This is a genomic window from Streptomyces sp. NPDC006365 (assembly GCF_042870755.1).
Lineage (GTDB): Bacteria > Actinomycetota > Actinomycetes > Streptomycetales > Streptomycetaceae > Streptomyces > Streptomyces xiangluensis.
Map to the genome: position 1 here is coordinate 654,336 of NZ_JBIAHS010000001.1, position 15,316 is coordinate 669,651.

The 15,316-nt window shown below is 70.3% G+C and carries 20 protein-coding genes and 1 pseudogene; 8 read left to right on the top strand and 13 right to left on the bottom strand.

Translation table 11 applies throughout. From position 1 onward, the window contains the following. Nucleotides 1-61 precede the first annotated feature (61 nt). The 3 genes and pseudogenes from ACFYO0_RS02985 to ACFYO0_RS02995 all read left to right on the top strand — a co-directional run. Nucleotides 62-376 (top strand): annotated as a pseudogene (locus ACFYO0_RS02985) (nitrate reductase); the annotation flags it as partial. Nucleotides 377-451: 75 nt separating this feature from the next. Then, nucleotides 452-952 (top strand): hypothetical protein, encoded by a 501-nt coding sequence (locus ACFYO0_RS02990; RefSeq protein WP_388669596.1) that lies wholly within the window; start codon nt 452-454, stop codon nt 950-952. A 156-nt stretch (nt 953-1,108) separates the two neighbouring features. Next, the gene (locus ACFYO0_RS02995) at nt 1,109-1,561 is read left to right on the top strand and encodes a YbhB/YbcL family Raf kinase inhibitor-like protein (protein ID WP_388669599.1); all 453 of its coding nucleotides are present in this window, start codon (nt 1,109-1,111) and stop codon (nt 1,559-1,561) included. Nucleotides 1,562-1,595: 34 nt separating this feature from the next. Here ACFYO0_RS02995 and ACFYO0_RS03000 read toward each other — a convergent pair whose 3' ends face one another. From ACFYO0_RS03000 to ACFYO0_RS03010, 3 genes are read right to left on the bottom strand one after another with little or no spacing between them, the layout of a single operon-like run. Continuing rightward, nucleotides 1,596-1,904: a DUF3040 domain-containing protein gene (locus ACFYO0_RS03000; RefSeq protein WP_388669602.1), complete on the bottom strand. Its 309-nt coding sequence runs from the start codon at nt 1,902-1,904 to the stop codon at nt 1,596-1,598. A 60-nt stretch (nt 1,905-1,964) separates the two neighbouring features. Then, nucleotides 1,965-2,891 (bottom strand): polysaccharide pyruvyl transferase family protein, encoded by a 927-nt coding sequence (locus ACFYO0_RS03005; RefSeq protein WP_388669605.1) that lies wholly within the window; start codon nt 2,889-2,891, stop codon nt 1,965-1,967. Then, nucleotides 2,888-3,532: a phosphoribosyltransferase gene (locus tag ACFYO0_RS03010; RefSeq protein ID WP_388669608.1), complete on the bottom strand. Its 645-nt coding sequence runs from the start codon at nt 3,530-3,532 to the stop codon at nt 2,888-2,890. Before ACFYO0_RS03010 ends, ACFYO0_RS03005 begins: the two co-directional genes overlap by 4 nt. 237 nt (nt 3,533-3,769) lie before the next feature. Between ACFYO0_RS03010 and ACFYO0_RS03015 the strand changes: the two genes are divergently transcribed. Beyond that, a complete protein-coding gene (locus ACFYO0_RS03015; protein WP_388669610.1) occupies nt 3,770-4,156 on the top strand; it encodes an STAS domain-containing protein in 387 nt (128 codons plus the stop codon). An 18-nt stretch (nt 4,157-4,174) separates the two neighbouring features. Here ACFYO0_RS03015 and ACFYO0_RS03020 read toward each other — a convergent pair whose 3' ends face one another. The 6 genes from ACFYO0_RS03020 to ACFYO0_RS03045 form a co-directional block, all read right to left on the bottom strand. Then, nucleotides 4,175-4,603, bottom strand: a complete 429-nt coding sequence (locus ACFYO0_RS03020; protein ID WP_388669613.1) for a DUF2267 domain-containing protein — start codon at nt 4,601-4,603, stop codon at nt 4,175-4,177. A 110-nt stretch (nt 4,604-4,713) separates the two neighbouring features. Next, a complete protein-coding gene (locus ACFYO0_RS03025; protein ID WP_388669616.1) occupies nt 4,714-5,223 on the bottom strand; it encodes a DinB family protein in 510 nt (169 codons plus the stop codon). Between the two features lie 79 nt (nt 5,224-5,302). Next, nucleotides 5,303-5,710 carry a Zn-ribbon domain-containing OB-fold protein gene (locus ACFYO0_RS03030; RefSeq protein ID WP_388669619.1) on the bottom strand — a complete coding sequence of 136 codons (408 nt, stop codon included), beginning with the start codon at nt 5,708-5,710 and terminating at the stop codon, nt 5,303-5,305. A gap of 135 nt (nt 5,711-5,845) precedes the next feature. Next, nucleotides 5,846-6,553 (bottom strand): TetR family transcriptional regulator, encoded by a 708-nt coding sequence (locus ACFYO0_RS03035; protein ID WP_388670831.1) that lies wholly within the window; start codon nt 6,551-6,553, stop codon nt 5,846-5,848. A 145-nt stretch (nt 6,554-6,698) separates the two neighbouring features. Further along, nucleotides 6,699-7,082, bottom strand: coding sequence for a hypothetical protein (locus ACFYO0_RS03040; protein ID WP_386343516.1), 384 nt, complete (start codon nt 7,080-7,082; stop codon nt 6,699-6,701). A 204-nt stretch (nt 7,083-7,286) separates the two neighbouring features. Continuing rightward, the gene (locus ACFYO0_RS03045; RefSeq protein ID WP_388669622.1) at nt 7,287-8,210 is read right to left on the bottom strand and encodes a MurR/RpiR family transcriptional regulator; all 924 of its coding nucleotides are present in this window, start codon (nt 8,208-8,210) and stop codon (nt 7,287-7,289) included. Nucleotides 8,211-8,357: 147 nt separating this feature from the next. Between ACFYO0_RS03045 and ACFYO0_RS03050 the strand changes: the two genes are divergently transcribed. Further along, nucleotides 8,358-9,035, top strand: a complete 678-nt coding sequence (locus ACFYO0_RS03050; RefSeq protein ID WP_388669625.1) for a ribonuclease H — start codon at nt 8,358-8,360, stop codon at nt 9,033-9,035. A 113-nt stretch (nt 9,036-9,148) separates the two neighbouring features. After that, the gene (locus tag ACFYO0_RS03055; RefSeq protein WP_388669628.1) at nt 9,149-9,340 is read left to right on the top strand and encodes an antitoxin; all 192 of its coding nucleotides are present in this window, start codon (nt 9,149-9,151) and stop codon (nt 9,338-9,340) included. Nucleotides 9,341-9,534: 194 nt separating this feature from the next. Here ACFYO0_RS03055 and ACFYO0_RS03060 read toward each other — a convergent pair whose 3' ends face one another. After that, complete coding sequence (locus tag ACFYO0_RS03060) at nt 9,535-9,915, bottom strand: hypothetical protein (RefSeq protein WP_388669631.1); 381 nt, start codon at nt 9,913-9,915, stop codon at nt 9,535-9,537. A gap of 160 nt (nt 9,916-10,075) precedes the next feature. Between ACFYO0_RS03060 and ACFYO0_RS03065 the strand changes: the two genes are divergently transcribed. After that, nucleotides 10,076-11,038, top strand: coding sequence for an endonuclease/exonuclease/phosphatase family protein (locus tag ACFYO0_RS03065; protein WP_388669634.1), 963 nt, complete (start codon nt 10,076-10,078; stop codon nt 11,036-11,038). Between the two features lie 23 nt (nt 11,039-11,061). Here ACFYO0_RS03065 and ACFYO0_RS03070 read toward each other — a convergent pair whose 3' ends face one another. Then, a complete protein-coding gene (locus ACFYO0_RS03070; protein WP_388669637.1) occupies nt 11,062-11,943 on the bottom strand; it encodes an alpha/beta hydrolase in 882 nt (293 codons plus the stop codon). Between the two features lie 70 nt (nt 11,944-12,013). Then, on the bottom strand, nt 12,014-13,066 hold the full coding sequence (locus tag ACFYO0_RS03075; RefSeq protein WP_388669640.1) for a helix-turn-helix domain-containing protein: 1,053 nt from the start codon (nt 13,064-13,066) through the stop codon (nt 12,014-12,016). A gap of 257 nt (nt 13,067-13,323) precedes the next feature. Between ACFYO0_RS03075 and ACFYO0_RS03080 the strand changes: the two genes are divergently transcribed. After that, a complete protein-coding gene (locus ACFYO0_RS03080) occupies nt 13,324-14,499 on the top strand; it encodes a helix-turn-helix domain-containing protein (protein WP_388669643.1) in 1,176 nt (391 codons plus the stop codon). Nucleotides 14,500-14,511: 12 nt separating this feature from the next. Here the strand turns inward: ACFYO0_RS03080 and ACFYO0_RS03085 are convergent, their stop codons facing one another. Next, nucleotides 14,512-15,276: an ankyrin repeat domain-containing protein gene (locus tag ACFYO0_RS03085; RefSeq protein WP_388669646.1), complete on the bottom strand. Its 765-nt coding sequence runs from the start codon at nt 15,274-15,276 to the stop codon at nt 14,512-14,514. Nucleotides 15,277-15,316 lie beyond the last annotated feature (40 nt).

The following is a 15,316-nucleotide window of genomic DNA, read 5'->3' on the forward strand; positions in this document are numbered from 1 at the left end:
AGGGCACTCGTCGCCACGTGACCGACGCGGACTCCGGCGGCAGGAGGGGAGAGGCGGGCCGATGGGACGAGTGGACCGCATCGCCGAGCCGTGGGGGACCCGCACGCCGTACGCGCGAGGCGAGACGTGGCCGGTGCGGGTGGACACCTTCCTGGCCGAGGGCATCGGCGCCGAGTACCCCGACCGCTGGGTACGGTCCGCTTCGGTACTGCACTCCAACGGTGACGCGCTGGACATCGCGGTCAAGGACGGGCGGATCGTCGGAGTGCGCGGCCGTGCCGAAGACCGGGTGAACCACGGCCGTCTGGACCCCAAGGACTTGTTCGGCTGGCAGGCGGGCGCGTCTCCGGACCGGCTGACACGGCCGTTGGTGCGTTCCCGAGACGCGGGGCGGCCAGGCCGCGGAATCGGATGAGGACGTACGCGGTATGCCGCCGACGGAAGGTGACACATGAAGATCGGCCTGGTGCTGCGGGACCTGCATCGCGAGGAGCGTGAGCTGGCCCGGGAACTGTTGCACACCGCTGAACGGCACAAGACCTCGCACGACATCCACCACCTCGCACTCGACCTCGCGGACTGGTCCCACCGGCACATCCGCGAGCCGGCCGAACTCGCCGAGCGCTATGACGTCGCCCTCGACCCGGAACCGGACGACGAGCCGGGACCGGTCGGCCGGCTGCGCGAAAAGGGCAGCGAGATCATCGGCCGCCGCAGCGAGGCGGGACGTCGGGGCGACGCGGGACTGCTCCTGCTCCGTGATCTGAGAAGGATCTGCCAGCAGGCGTCGGCGGTCTCCGTCGACTGGGAACTCGTGGCCCAGGCCGCCCAGGCCACCGCGGACGACCAGCTGCTCGACCTCGCGCAGCGATGCCATCCCGACACCTTGCGCCAACTCCGCTGGGCAAACGCCGAGTTGAAGGAGACCTCGCCCCAGGTACTGACGAGTTGAGCGCTCCCCCAGGGCCTACGGGGCGCGCCGTACCGCACCGGGCTGAGGGCCACCCTTCCGGACTCCCCGCGCGGGGCGCCGCTGACGCCGCGGTCGGACCACACCGTTCCGGCCGCGTCAGGTGTGGCCGCGCTCCTTCGGGGTACTGCGGCGCGCATGGCCGGAATCGAACTCAAAAGCACCGCATTCAATGACCACGCCCTGATCCCGGACCGCTTCGCCAAGCAGGGCGACAACGTCTCCCCGCCTCTGACCTGGTCCGGAGTACCCGACGAGGCAGTGGAGCTGGCTCTTGTGTGTGAAGATCCGGACGCGCCGTCGGGGACCTTCATCCACTGGCTGGTGACGGGCATCGATCCGCGCAGCCAGGGCCTGGACGCCGACGAGAAGCCGCCGGGCGGCCACCAGCACGTCAACGGCTTCGGCGAACCCGGCTGGGGCGGCCCGCAGCCCCCGGTAGGGGACAAGGCGCACCGCTACTTCCTCCGCCTGTACGCGCTCCCCGGCCCCGTCTCCATCCCGGATGAAACCACCGCCGAGGACGTGCACAACGTCCTCGACCGTCAGCAACTGGCCAGCGGCACCCTGGTCGGGCTCTACCAGCGCTGACGCGCACAGCCCCCGCTCATGGGCCGACCCCGGCTCATGGCTCCGTCCACCGGCACACCAGCCGGAAGACCCCGAAGAGCGTCAGTGGCCACAGCGCGGCGAAGGCCCAGATCACGACCGGCTCGGAGGTACGGATACCCACCACCATCAGCACCACCGACATCGCCAACAGGAGCGCGACGGTCGGACCACGCGGCCGGTAATCGGCAGCCCGTGCTGGGTTCAGACGTCGCTTGATCCGTAGGGTGCGCAGCCTGCGACGCAGCCGTCGGTCGCGTCGCAGGTCCGCTTCGATGTCGTCCAGAATGCGCTGTTCGCGATCGGGGAGTCGGCCTGTCGCCATGTTCGTTCCCTCTATGACGGGCGGTGTTCGGTGATCACGAGTGCCCCGCGCTCCGGCGAACTAACCGGACGACCGCTCCGACCGGAGGGGGCGAGCCGACAGCGCCTCGACGAGCCCGTGCATGCCGTCCCGGGCAGGCTCGTGCAGGAAATCGTCCCTGCTCTGCCGAGCCGCGGCCCGCCCCGATGTGAGGCACCAGTCCCACCAGCGGTCCAGTTGGCGGGTGTCCAGCCGCTCGGCCGGAACGAGGGCCGGCCAGTCGCAGGCGCGCGCCTGAGCGGTCAACTTCGCGCCACCGGCGACCGGATCGACCGCCAGCGCCGGGATTCCGGTCCGCAGCGCGAGCACCAGCCCGTGCAGCCGGTCGGTGACGACACAGTCCAGGCGGGCGAGCACGGACTGGAACTGCTCGGGTGTCGAGTCCAGCCGCCAGTCCCGCGTATCGAGACGCGTCTCCAGTTCGACCGGCGCGCAGTCCTTGCCCGCGAGCCACCGCGTCACCGCCTCGGCGACATGGCCGTGCCGCCGACGAGGCCCGTACTCCTGCTGGCCGTGCGTGAGGATCACCCCGACGACGGGTGTGGGCGGGCCGATCGGGGCGCTCGCCGACAGGTCCAACGCCGGATCCGTACCGGGAGCGTCCCGCGGCAGCACGTGGTGGAACCCGGTGGCGGCGGGATCGTCGGGATCGACCACGGAGACACCGATCGCGATACGCCAGCAGGCCCTGAAGTCCTCGTGCAGCCGGGCGACTTGGGGCCCGTGCAGCGGCCCGCACACGAACACCAGGTGGGAGTACGCATCCGGCCGTACGTCCGCCAGGTGCAGTGCCTCGGGCTGGAAACCGGGGCTCCACACCGTGTCGTACGACAGCCCCTCGCGGGCCAGCACCTGCTCCACCCGCCGCAGCGCGAGTACGTCACCGGCCGTGGCCTCCCCGTCCAGGAAGCTGAACCACCCGGTGAGCAGAATCCTCTGTCCGGTCACGACAACCCGTGCAGGACGTCGAGGACCTCGTCGTCCGTGACCTGGTCGAACTCCTCGTACCAGAGCCCGACCGCCATGAACGCCACCGGCTCGTGCAGACAGACCACCTCGTCCGCCTCCTCCCGCACCAGCAGGGCCGCCTCCGGCGAGCACACCGGGACGGCGAGCGTGACGCGGGCGGGATCGTGGCGCCGTACGGAGCGCAGGGCGGCGAGTGCGGTGACTCCGGTGGCCACGCCGTCGTCCACCACGACAGCGGTGTGGCCCGTCAGTTCGGGGATGGCCCTGCCCTTGCGGTAGAGCTGTTCGCGCCGGTGCAGCTCGTCCCGCTCCTGCTCCACGATGGGCTCCAGGGCCGCCTTGCTCAGCCCGAGCCGGTCCAGCGCCCGCTCGTCGAAGAACGGCTCGTCCTCCCCGGCGATCGCGCCGACGCCGAGCTCCGTCTGGAACGGCGCTCCGATCTTGCGGGCGACCAGCACATCCAGCGGGGCGTCGAGGGTTCGCGCCACCTCGGCGGCCACCACGACGCCACCGCGCGGCAGAGCGAGCACGACCGGATCGGGCAGGGCGCCTTCCTCCCGGCGCACGAGCAGTCGTTCGGCCAGGGCCGCACCGGCCTGCTGTCGGTCACGGAATCGCATGAACTCCACTCCTTCCGCCTCCGAGTGCGTTCTCCCTGGTGGGTGAGGGGGGCGGGCGAGCGGCGAGTACCCCCGCGATCGTGGGCCATGCGAAAGGAGCGGCTCAGGCTCTGCGCGTCTCGTACGAGTCGATTGGTGTGGTCCACAAGGGGTAGCCGCATCCCAAGGGAGAGCTGTCCCACTCACCCCCTACGCCATGACCACGCACATGCGCACACCCCGAAGGGGGTGGGGACGATGGTGCAGCAACCGCCGTACGGCCTCCGGGAGCGGAGGCTGAGCAACAGCACGGTCATCGAACTCTCCGGAGAACTCGACCTCGTGGCCACGACCGAGCTGGTGACCTCCCTCGACGCCGTGTGCGCCGCCCAGCCCCGTCAACTGGTGCTCGATCTGCGCAAGGTCACGTTCCTGGACTGCAGCGGCCTGTCCCTTCTGTGCCGGATCCGCAACCGGCTGCAGGGCGGGCAGAGCCGACTGCTCCTCGTCCTCGACGACCCGCGCCACCGGCGCCTTCTGCGCCTGACCCGGCTCTCGGACACGTTCGACATCGCCACGGACGTGTACTCCGCCGTGGAACCTCCCCGGGGACGGGCCGCCTCGAGCGAGGGCGATATCGCCTGAGGGGCGGTGCGCGGTTCGCTACACCTCCGTGATGTCGGCCCGCGCGACCGGCAGCAGCGTGCGGATGTCCGTGGGCAGGACGCGCGCCAGTTTCTCCATCTCCTCGGGTGCGACCGCCGCGTCCAGGACTTCGAAGACCGCGACCGACTCCCGCAGTGCGGCATCCTCGGGCACCCCGGCGCGCCAGGCGACCCGCCCCGCGAACGCGGTCAGGTCGAAGCGTTCACCGGAGCCGCGCCGCTCATCACTCCCGGCGGGCGAGGACACCCTCTCGCGTATCGACTCGGCCAGCTGCGCGGGCAGTTGGGCGGCCAGATGATCGGCAAGCCCCTCGGGTATGCGCTCTGCCAGCGTCGACAGCACCGCCCGCGTGGCCCGCTCGGCGGAACTCCGGTCGGGCAGTCCTGCCCGCTCCCGCACCTTTGCGATCAGCTCGTCGTGCCGCATCGTTCCCGACTCCTCTGCGTGCGTGGGCCCCTGTTCCTCCGGCATGGCCGACAGACCCGTACCTCACGCGAGTGTCCCTGGAGCAGCCGAATACACGGCACGCACGGCCCTCATCGCGCTCGCAGGATCCCCCGTACGAAGGCCGCCTGCCCGACGTGCTGCAAGTCGTCGGAGAGGACGCTGACCAGACGGACGCCCAGGGTGACGGGCGGCGACCAGCTCTCGTCGACGACGCGGTCGAGCTCGTCGTCGTCCAGGTCGCGCAGGAAGCCCGACGTCTGCTCGTGGACGGCGTCGTGGTAGCCGAGGAGCAGCTCACCCGAATCCACGCGGACCTTCCCGACCTTCGACGAGGTGTGACCGTAACCCGTGTCCCTGCGGGGCAGGCTCAGGCCGAAGCGGTCCGCCCAGTCCTGCGCGAGCCAGAGCTGCTTGAGGCCGGAGGCATCGGCGATGTGGTCGTCCTGGACGCGGGTGAGATGCCAGACGAGCCAGGTGATCGAGTTGGCCTCGCCGTCGAGGCGGGCGTTCAGTTCGTCCGCGGGGAGTCCCTCGACGACGGCGTGGACCTCCTCCTGGATGCGACCGTACGCGTCGGCGAGAACGTCCTTGGCATGCATGGGTTCCTCCACGCTCCGCGCGGGCAGCTGACCCTGCCAGTGTTCCCGCGCGAGCCCGCCCGCGCGCGTCAGGAGTCGGTCAGAACCAGCCGGAGTACGGCTCTTCGCACAGCTTGAACACGGGCTCGCGGCGCACCGTGTCCGCGGCCGTGGTGAGCTGTACGCGGTCGCCGACCCGGATCGCGATGAGCGGGCCCTGCACGCGCCCCCGCACGGTGAAACCCTCCGCCAGTTCGACGAGGGACACATTGCGGGCGGCCGGGGTGTTGCGCTGCACGATGGTGGCGTGGCGTATGACGCCCAGGCCCGCGCTGCGTTCCGTCCGCAGATCGCTGCCCGCGCAGACCGGACAGAGCAGCCGGTGGAACATGGCGGTCCCGCACCAGCGACAGCGCTGGTAGTGGAGCCCCTCGTGGGCCGGTTTCGAGGTCGTCGCCGTCTCCGCGTCGAGTACGCCCGCCGTGGTCCGGCTTCCCGGGTGGAACACGATGTCATCTCCCTGCACTGGGCCGGAATCTGATGTGCTGACGCGCGCAACTGCTGTGCGCCGCATCGAATCCCAGCCTATGGCACGGAGTGCCACCAGTAAAGGCACTCAGTTCCCTCAGTTTGCTCGGTTCCGTCAGTCGGGACGGCGTTCCAGTGTCGCCTCGATCTCCTGGACCACTCGCCACATCGGCGCCCCACGCCGGGAGACGAGCACGACGACATCCTCGGCGGCGACCTCGCCGGGACCGGCGCCACGGGTGTCAGGGGTGTCAGGGGTGTCGGAGCTGTCAGGGGCGAAGGTCCGCTGCACATGGGTGAGCGCGTGGTCGACCTCCGCGCTCGCGTCGCTCTCGCCGTCCGAACGCAGCCACGACCGCAGCCCGTTGTTGTGCGCGGCGACGACGGCCGCGGCGATCACATCGGCCCGCAGAGTCCCGTCGGGCAGCCCCGCGAAGCGCCGGCGCAGATACTCGGCGAGGGCCCGCTCGTACCGCCAGACCACCGAGAGTTCGTACGTGCGCAGCCCCGGGACCTTCTTGGTGAGGCGGTAACGCTGGACCGAGAACGTCGGGTTCTCCGCGTACATGCGCAGCACCAGTCGCGCCGCGTCGCAGACCCGCGCCACTGGGTCGTGCTCCTCGCCGCCGCGGCCCAGGAACTCGGTCATATCGGCCAGGCAGCGCTCGTGGTCCGGGAAGACCACGTCCTCCTTCGACGGGAAGTACCGGAAGAAGGACCGCCGTCCGACCCCGGCGAGCGCCACGATGTCATCGACGGTGGTCTGCTCGTACCCCCGCTCCAGGAACAACTGGAACGCCGCCGCCACAAGTGCGTCCCGCATCGGCGGCTTCGGAACGGTCATGTGCGGAAACCTAGCATCGGCCAGGGGAGATGGCACTCAGTGCGCTCACGAAAGGGAACTCGGTGCCACGTGTCGTCCCCATACGCGCACCGGCCGCCGGAGCGGCGAGCGGTGTCCGGCCGGCTCAGCGTCCGGTGCGTCCGCTGTTGCCGTCCACCAGGGCCTGGGTGACGACGCGTACGCCGCGGGCGATGTGGTTCAGCTGCGTGAGTTCCGCGGCGTACAGCTTGATGGTGTGCTCGATGACGGACTCCGGCATCCCCATGGAGGGCAGCTCGGCGCGGGCGCTGTGCAGCGCGGTGCGGATGACCCGGATCTCCTGCTGGAGCTGTATCTGCGCATGGCGGGCGAGTAGAACGGGTTCGCGGATCAGCAGCGGGTAGCTGCCGTAGCGGGAGGGCACCAGTTCGCGCAGCCACTTGGCCGCCGATCGTTCCCAGTCCCGGTTGCCGGGCGTCTTTACCTGGCAGGGCCAGTCCGTGCTGATCGGTGAGTACGTCAGGGACATCGTCATCGCATTTCCGAGGCGGCGGGCGGTTCGGGAGACTCCCGATCAGCGAGCAGTATTCATATATACCGTCGGGTAAGCAAGCGCATGAAAAAATTCATGTGAGCGCCTCGTTGAATACGGCCGAATCATGCCTTGCGGGCGGCGACCGCCGCGTTCCGGTGGACATCGGACCTTTACGGTGCAGTCCGTACCCAGCCTGAGTCAGTCCTTGAGGAAGAAAGCGTGTTGTTCCGCGCCCTGCTCGTACTCGTCGAGTCTGGCCTGTGTGCGTTCGGGGTCCGCGTCGGTCATCGCCTGGAGCAGGGCCGCGGACATCACGACCGGCGCGGCGTACGAGTCGAAGACGAGGCGCGCGCCGGTGCCGGAGGCGAAGAGCACGTCCGCCTCGTCGGCGAGCGGGCCGAGCGCCAGATCGGTGATCAGGGCGACGCGCAGGCCCGCGCGTTTGGCGACCCGCAGGGCCGTGAGCGTCTCGTGTGCGTGCCGTGGCATGGAGAAGGCCAGGACCCAGGTCCCACCCGCCTCGCGCGACTGCAGCAGTGCGTCGTACGCGACGCTGCCGCCCCGTGTCACAAGCCGGACGTCCGGGTGGATACGACGCGCGGCGTACGCGAAGTACTCGGCCAGCGAGCCCGAGATCCGCAAGCCCAGGACCGTCAGCGGTGTCGACTGCGACAGTGCGCGGCCGATCTCGATCACTCGCTCGGGATCGGCGAGGTCGCGCCGCAGGTTCTCCAGGTTGTCGATCTCGGAGTCGACGGCCGCCTGGAGTTCGTTCGGTCGGACTTCCTCGGCGGCGTCCGGCGCGGACGCGAGCGTGCTGAGCGCGATCGACTGAAGCCGCTCCCGCAGCGCGGGATAGCCGCTGAAGCCCACCGCCGTCGCAAAGCGCGTCACCGAGGGCTGGCTCACGCCCACCCGATCGGCGAGATCCGTGATCGACAGGAAAGCGGCCTCGGTGATGTGCTCGATCAGATACTGAGCGATACGCCGCTGGCCGGGGGAGAGCCGCTGCCCGTCGAAGAGCGCCCGCAATCGTGACGAGGGGGCGGCCTCCGCCTCGGGTACCGGCTTTCCCGAGCTGATCGCGGACGCCTGCGCGCGAGCGCGCTGCGGCGATGGCACCGGTGCGCCTCCTTGGTCTCCCACAGTGGTTCAACATACAGCGAGGCGTGAGGGACGGACGGTGATCCGCTCGCACGTCCGGTGCGGTACCGCTTGCCACAACGGACCCGCAGCTTGGAACCGGAAAACCCAGCGGAGCGCTCTGGCATGATCGTACGCATGGCTGAACGCGTTATCGCCGCGTGTGACGGGGCGTCGAAGGGAAACCCAGGGCCCGCCGGCTGGGCCTGGGTGATCGCCGACGCGACGGGAACCCCCGTCGCGTGGGAAGCGGGACCACTGGGGAAGGCGACCAACAACGTCGCCGAACTCACCGCGTTGGAGCGGCTGTTGGCGGCCGTCGAGCCGGGCGTGCCGCTGGAGATCCGGATGGACTCGCAGTACGCGATGAAGGCCGTGACGAGCTGGCTGCCCGGCTGGAAGCGCAACGGCTGGAAGACGGCCGCGGGCAAGCCGGTGGCCAACCAGGACCTCGTCGTACGCATCGACGAGCTGCTGGAGGGCCGCGAGGTGGACTTCCGCTACGTACCCGCGCACCAGGTCGGCGGGGACCCGCTCAACGACTTCGCCGACCGGGCCGCGAGCCAGGCCGCGTTCGTCCAGGAACCGGCGGGCAGCGCGCAGGGGTCGCCGGAGCCGCCCCCGTCGTCCGGCGGTAAGAAGGCGGCGTCCCCTAAGAAGCGCACCTCCGCCGCCTCCTCGTCCCGCACGCTCAAGGCCAAGTTCCCGGGCCGCTGCCGCTGCGGTCGCCCCTACGCGGCGGGCGCGACCATCGCCAAGAACCCCGACGGCTGGGGTCACCCGGAGTGCCGGACAGAGGCATAGCCCTCCGACAGCCCTCCGTCCGCCCCGCTCCCACCCCACCGCCAGGGGATGCGAAACCCCCCACCTGCCGTGACCCTGGATAGGTGGGGGTGAGCTGATCAGGAGGATGTCTCATGTCCATGATGGACAAGATCAAGAACATGCTGAAGGGCCACCCGGAGCAGACGTCCAGGGGCGTCGACAAGGGCGGCGACGTCGTGGACGAGAGGACCCGGGGCAAGCACAGCGGCCAGGTCGACACCGCCCAGGACAAGCTCAAGGACCAGTTCGGCGGCGAGCGCCAGGACCGCCCGCCGCAACAGTGACCCCGCCCCCTCGTGGTCCCGGGGCGATACCTCCGGGGCGACGAGGGCCGCTCAGGTCAGGGGATGCGACGAGTACTGAAGCTGGTTGCCGGCGAAGGGCTGTCCCTTCACCTGACCCCACCACAGCACCACCCCGTGCTTCCGCTCCCAGCGGGCGGCGTGCCCCGCCTGCATCAGCCGGTCGACGACAGAGATCAGCGGCGCCAGGGCGAACCACGGGAACCAGGACGTGACGACAGCGTCGGCACGGTGATGAAGGCGAGCAGCCTGCCACTGAGGAGTTCGCGCCGCAGGTCCACGTTCCGGGACGGCACGGCGTCGGAGTCGGCCAGGGGATGCGCGGACTTGTACGACGACACCTCGCCCACCCACTTCAGCGGGCACACGGAGACGAGCCCTGCCGGCACGCCCACGGCAAGCGCGCCACCGAGGGCCTGCCAGAAGCCGTAGTCCTCCTCCGGGGCGTCGCGCACCCCGAAAGCCACGATCACGTTGACGGCCACGGCGCATGCCGCCGTCGCGGCGCCCTTCAGCTGATGGTGCACGTATCCGATCACCGTCGCGCCCCCGTCCACGCCCAACCCCCACAGGTGGACCCCGGGTCAGCTATGCCCGCGGTAACAGCGAGTTTCAGCCGCCCTGTGGATCACCTGACCAGAACTCCTGTTGTTCCAGCGGAGGATGGCGCTGTGCCATGGTGATGGGGCAGCGGAGCAAGAGGGGGGCACTGCGTTCATGGCAGCGTCAACGAAACCGGCCCCGCCTTCGTCCCGCCGTCGGGTCGTCATGGCGGCGGTTTCTCTCGCACTGCTGCTCGTCGGCCTGCCTCCCAGCGCGGCGCCCCTGCAGGCGAACCCGGATCCCGTACCACCGGGTCCGGCGCCCATACAGGCGGGCCCGGCCACGACGACGTACCGGATCGGCACCTTCAACATGGCGGGCGGAAACCCGAAGTACGGGACGGCGGGCGAGGAGGCCGCCGACGACTTCGTACGCACCGTCAAAGAACGCCGGCCGGCCTTCGTGACCATCCAGGAGGGATGCCGCGACTGGACGGAGCGGCTCGACAGCCAACTCCCCGGCTATTCGGCGGTGTTCGACCCGGTGGTGCCGGAGGCCGGCACGCCCGCGGGGTGCTGGCACGACTCGGAATTCGGCAACGCCCTCCTTTACCGCAACGACCTCGGCTTCACACCTCCGACCGGCGGCGGGCACGACCTCGGTTCACCGGCCGGCCGCGAACAGCGCGAAATGCTCTGCATACGCTCGCAGGAACGGCGCCTGGCAGTGTGCTCGATCCATATGTCGAGCGGTTCCGCTCCCGAGCTCCAGGAAGCCCGGGAAAAGGAGGCCGCCGAGGCGAAGCGGCTCCTGGCCACCACCTACAGCGGCTACCGGAAGTTCCTCCTGGGCGACATCAACACGACCGCCGAGGAGGCGCCCACCGACAGCTTCTATCACCGCGACTACGGGGACGGGGCGACGGGGGAGTTCAAGGAGGCGGGTAGTCCCTGCGGCAACTACATGAACAACTGGACGGTGCCCTGCCGGGCCGGTGAGGCGACCTTCGGCCTGAAAAAGATCGACTACCTCTTCGTCCCCCCGTCCGTCACCGTCAAGTGGAGCGAGACCGTGCACAGCGACTACTCCGACCACGACTCCCTCTGGGCGGAAATCGTGCTCCCGGACCGGTCCTGAGACCAGGCCGGTCCGGGAAGCCTCTAACCCGTGGGACAGGTGTTCCGATACTCGCTGATCTGCTGGTTCGGTGCCGGAGCCGGGCACAGGAACTGCTCGTAGCGCACGTCCTCGTCGACGAACCGCTTCAACCAGGCGATGCTGTACTTCGCGATCGTCACGTTGGGGGAGACCGCCGCAAAGTGGTCCGCGCCCCTCAGCTCCAGGTACGCCTTCTCCGGTGCGGAGGTGAGGCTGTCGTAGAAGGGCTTGGCGTGCGAAGCCGGTGACGCGATGGCGTCGTTCTGGGCGCCCATGATCATCGTGGGTACCCGGTTGCCCTGCCAGGTCTTGTCGTTGTTCCACGGCAGGAGCGGAATGGAGGCCTTGAGTGAGGGCCGCAGCTCCGAGGCCTTGAGCGAGCCGCCCCCGCCCATCGAATGGCCCATCACCGCAAGGCGGTTGGGGTCGATGCGGTTCTTCACGGAGCTGCTCTGGACGAGGAAGTCGAGCGCGTTGACCAATTGGGTCGCCCGGTCGTCGGGCTGGTCGGTGCCGGAGTTGGTCTCCAGGGTCAGTACGACGAACCCCTGGGACGCCAGGCGCGGGCCGTACCAGCTGACGACGGCCTCCGGCGACAAGAACCCCGGGCTGATCGCCACGGCTCCGAAGGTGCCCTGGCTGGTGTCGGTGGGGTAGTAGGCGGTCCCCTTGTTGAAGTTCGGGCCGTCGACCGTGGTCTGGGCCGTGGCGAAGGGGCCGCGCTCGGCGGTGATGGACTGTTCGGTGGGCGCGGGACCCCGTTGGAAGTCGCCGGGTCCTGCCTGCGCCTGCTGCGGGAGGAGGCTCGCACCGGTCACCGCCAGGGCGGCGGCGCCGGAGAGCAGTCCGAGTCGTTTCGCGGTGCGGGTGCTCGCATGTCTCATGCGGCTGAGCATGCTGACAGAAATTCAGTACCGCTTCTCGTTCAACTGCTGAATTCTGTACGGAAGTTTGTCAGTGCAGCGAGGAATGCCGCGCTGACCTGCTGCGCAGCGCGAGCTGCGCCTCGAAGCGGAACGCCGGGTCGTCGAGCCGGTCGCCGTACAGCGCGGTCAGCTGACGCAGCCGGTTGCGTGCCGTCTGCGGATGGATGCCCAGCGCGGTGGCGACTTCCGGGGCGGTACGCCCGGTGGAGGCGAGCAGCGCGTCGAGCGTGTCCGTGAGGCGTTGCACCTTGCCGGGCGGGAGGCCTTGCAGGGGCTCGAGTACCTGGTCGGCCAGGAGACTTCCGATCGGGGAGCCGTGCAGCAGGTGCAGCTCCGCGAGGTGGTCCTGGGCGCTGGTCCGTCCCAGGCGACGGGCAAGGCGGGCGCAGTGCAACGAGACCCAGGCCTCGTCCAGGGGGACGGCCGGGCCCACCGCCGCCTCGGTGCCCTGGAAGGCCGTCAGCAGCCGCTCGTCGGGCACCAGCAGGTGCAGCTCATCGTCCCTGGTCACCCTGAGGACATCGGCGTCGAGGCCGGGCACCTTGACGGAGGCGGGCAGCAGCACACAACGGACCCGCTCCGGCAGCGGCCAGGCGGCCCTGCGGGCCAGGTCCGGCAGCGGTTCCGCGAGCGGATCGTGGCGGCGCTGCAGCAGCCGCGCTACGAGCAGCCGGCGACTGCGCAGGACGTCGTCGGCGGCGCCGGCCCGCGCCTCCTCGAAGCCCGCCACCGCCTCCCCGGCCATCGCGTGGATGTGCGTGAGTACCGCCTCGCTGAGCGGAACGGCGATCTCGCCCGGCAGCGCCGCGTCCCGTGCCACGTCCACATAGCGGCGGCACGCCACCCGGGCGCCGATGCGGTACGCGGCCTGCAGCCCGTCCATGCCGCGCCCGCTCAGGTACTCCAGCCTGCCCAGCCTTCTGAAGCGCGGCACATAGTGCTGCTGCGGCGCGTCCGGCTCCTCGACGAGCTCGGTGAACTGGGTGGCCGCCAGACGCACCGCCTCGGCCAGATCACGCGCGACGGCGGAGCCGATCGGCTGCCGGTAGCCCCGTACCTCCCGGCGGATCGCCTGCACCATCTCCGTGGTGAGCTCCGGAAGCCGGGTGCGCAGACGCGGTGCGAGGGCCGGCGGCAGCTCGTGCCACGGGCGCCTGGATAAGAACGGCTCGGCAGCTGACACGTGGCAACTCCCTTGCTAGCACGAGAGGGTGAGTCGTCGTGGTCTGGAGTGTAAGGCGAATGACACCTTTGCCGTGCGCTCGCGCGCGAAATCTGGCGCACGTCACAGGAGTCCCCCATGATTGTCCAGCCCCACGGGTATCCACGGGAGGCACCTTGACCCTCGCGAACGCACAGGACGCCGATCCGCTCCCAGGCGGGCTGCGCCGGATGCTGCTGCGGCAGGTCCCGGCCGTCGTCGACGAGATGGAGGAGGCCGTACGCTCCGGGCTGCCGGAATACACGGAGATCGCGGACGACGCGGCCGGCTTTTCGGTACGCCAGGTCATCGACCGGACGGTGAGCTGTTTCGTCACGCTCCACGACGTGACCCGGCCCAGCCCCGCCGCCGTCGCCGAGCTCATCGCCCTGTACGAGGCCATCGGCGCCCGGCACGGCCGCCTCTGCCGCCCCCTCGACGGACTGAGAGACGCGCTCGACCTGGCAGGACGGGTTGCGTGCCGCCGGCTCATCGAGGACGCGTACCGCGAGAAGTGGCCGGAGCCCGTGCTGACGAAGCTTACGGAGGACGCCTTCGAGCTGATGAGTATGGCCATCGCGGCGGCCTCACGCGGGTACGACGACGTATGCGGCCGGGCCCCGGTCGACGTACAGCGGGACCTGCTGCGCGACGCGCTGGTCGCCGAGGCCGGACAGGCCCCGCGGCCGCTCGCCGAGCTGGCCGCGGCCGCCGGGTGGCAGCTGCCGCGCACCCTCGCCGTGCTCGCCCTGCCACCGGGGGACCACCCGCAGACGCACGTCCTGCCGCCCGAGGTCCTCGCCGACCGCAACCCCGTCGAGCCGTACCTCATCGTGCCCAACCCCCGTATATCCGGGCGGGGTTGGCTGCCGAAGGCCAAGGGCGCGGTGCTCGGGCCCGTCGTCCCGGTCGACCAGGGCGCGGTGTCGTTGCGCTGGGCGCGGCGTGCGCTGGACCTGGTCGACCGCGGGGTGCTGGCCGCGGAGGCACCGCTGCGCTGCGTCGACCACCTGGCCGTCCTGACCGCCTTCCAGTCCGGCGACCTCCTCGAAGCAGCCGCGACCACCCTGCTCGGTCCGCTCCTCGAACTCCCGCCCCGCCGCCGGGAGCCCCTCCTCGAAACACTGCTGGTCTACCTCCGCTGCGGAGACAACGCGGTCCTCACCGCCGAACGCCTCCACGTCCACGAGCAGACGGTCCGCTACCGCCTCCGCCAGATCTCCCAGCTGACGGACGGCACCTGCCCCGATCCCGAACGCCACTTGGAGACCATGCTCGTACTGACCTGGCTGCTGTCGCCGGAGGCCCGCTGATCGCGCCGGTGCTCACGGCAGTTGGGCGCGCGATTTCGCCCCTTGCTCGCGCAGCCAGTGGACGACGGTATCGGCGTCCGCGGCACGGGCGATGTCGAGAGGCGTCCGGTCGTCGTAGCCGATCCAGTCGCGGTCGGCGCCGTGCGCCAACAGGTACTCGGCGGTGGCCAGTTGGCCGCCGTGGCAGGCGCCCCAGAAAGCGCGCGTGAGGGCGTCGTGGTCGACCGGTTCGTGATCCGCCTGCTTGTCGTCGGCCGGTCCGGGGCCTTCGACGAAGACCTTCACCCGGTCCAGCAGGCCGAGCGTCGCGGCGTCCTCAAGCGTCGTGCGCGCCCCGAGTTCGACGAGCCGGTGCGCGGCCCGCCACTGGCCGAAACCACGGGCGTCGGCGAGGGGTGTGCCGCCGCCGATCACGGCACCCGGGGCCTCGATGTCGGCGCCCGCCTGGACGAGTGCGTCGAGCATGGGGACGTCGTTGCTGCTTGCCGCCCAGTGCAGCGGGGTCTCCGAATGGGCCCCGACGAAACGGGCGTTGGGATCCGCACCCGCCGCCACCAGCGTGGCGACCACCGCGGGACCGTGGGGAAAATGACCGGGCCAGTCCGCGGCGACATGCAGCAGCGACCGGCTCCCCGCACCACGGCCATGCTCGACGATCCGCGCGGTGGCAAGCTCGGGATGCTCGGCGAGGCACTGCCGCAGCGCCGCCACGTCACCTCCGCGGATCGCCTCGGTCACCGCGACGGATAGGGGATCCCGCGAGTCGAGCGTCTCCATCACACGCCTCCAGCCCAGCGCCACCTGTCACGCACGCCCC

Bases quoted from the DNA above. Each gene is read 5' to 3' on its own strand.
- ACFYO0_RS03025 (WP_388669616.1), bottom strand. From the start codon at position 5,223: ATGCATGCCAAGGACGTTCTCGCCGACGCGTACGGTCGCATCCAGGAG.
- ACFYO0_RS03070 (WP_388669637.1), bottom strand. From the start codon at position 11,943: ATGAGACATGCGAGCACCCGCACCGCGAAACGACTCGGACTGCTCTCC.
- ACFYO0_RS03055 (WP_388669628.1), top strand. From the start codon at position 9,149: ATGTCCATGATGGACAAGATCAAGAACATGCTGAAGGGCCACCCGGAG.
- ACFYO0_RS02995 (WP_388669599.1), top strand. From the start codon at position 1,109: ATGGCCGGAATCGAACTCAAAAGCACCGCATTCAATGACCACGCCCTG.
- ACFYO0_RS03040 (WP_386343516.1), bottom strand. From the start codon at position 7,082: ATGTCCCTGACGTACTCACCGATCAGCACGGACTGGCCCTGCCAGGTA.
- ACFYO0_RS03035 (WP_388670831.1), bottom strand. From the start codon at position 6,553: ATGCGGGACGCACTTGTGGCGGCGGCGTTCCAGTTGTTCCTGGAGCGG.
- ACFYO0_RS03015 (WP_388669610.1), top strand. From the start codon at position 3,770: ATGGTGCAGCAACCGCCGTACGGCCTCCGGGAGCGGAGGCTGAGCAAC.
- ACFYO0_RS03065 (WP_388669634.1), top strand. From the start codon at position 10,076: ATGGCAGCGTCAACGAAACCGGCCCCGCCTTCGTCCCGCCGTCGGGTC.
- ACFYO0_RS03085 (WP_388669646.1), bottom strand. From the start codon at position 15,276: ATGGAGACGCTCGACTCGCGGGATCCCCTATCCGTCGCGGTGACCGAG.
- ACFYO0_RS03075 (WP_388669640.1), bottom strand. From the start codon at position 13,066: ATGGTGCAGGCGATCCGCCGGGAGGTACGGGGCTACCGGCAGCCGATC.
- ACFYO0_RS03000 (WP_388669602.1), bottom strand. From the start codon at position 1,904: ATGGCGACAGGCCGACTCCCCGATCGCGAACAGCGCATTCTGGACGAC.
- ACFYO0_RS03020 (WP_388669613.1), bottom strand. From the start codon at position 4,603: ATGCGGCACGACGAGCTGATCGCAAAGGTGCGGGAGCGGGCAGGACTG.
- ACFYO0_RS03010 (WP_388669608.1), bottom strand. From the start codon at position 3,532: ATGCGATTCCGTGACCGACAGCAGGCCGGTGCGGCCCTGGCCGAACGA.
- ACFYO0_RS03050 (WP_388669625.1), top strand. From the start codon at position 8,358: ATGATCGTACGCATGGCTGAACGCGTTATCGCCGCGTGTGACGGGGCG.
- ACFYO0_RS02990 (WP_388669596.1), top strand. From the start codon at position 452: ATGAAGATCGGCCTGGTGCTGCGGGACCTGCATCGCGAGGAGCGTGAG.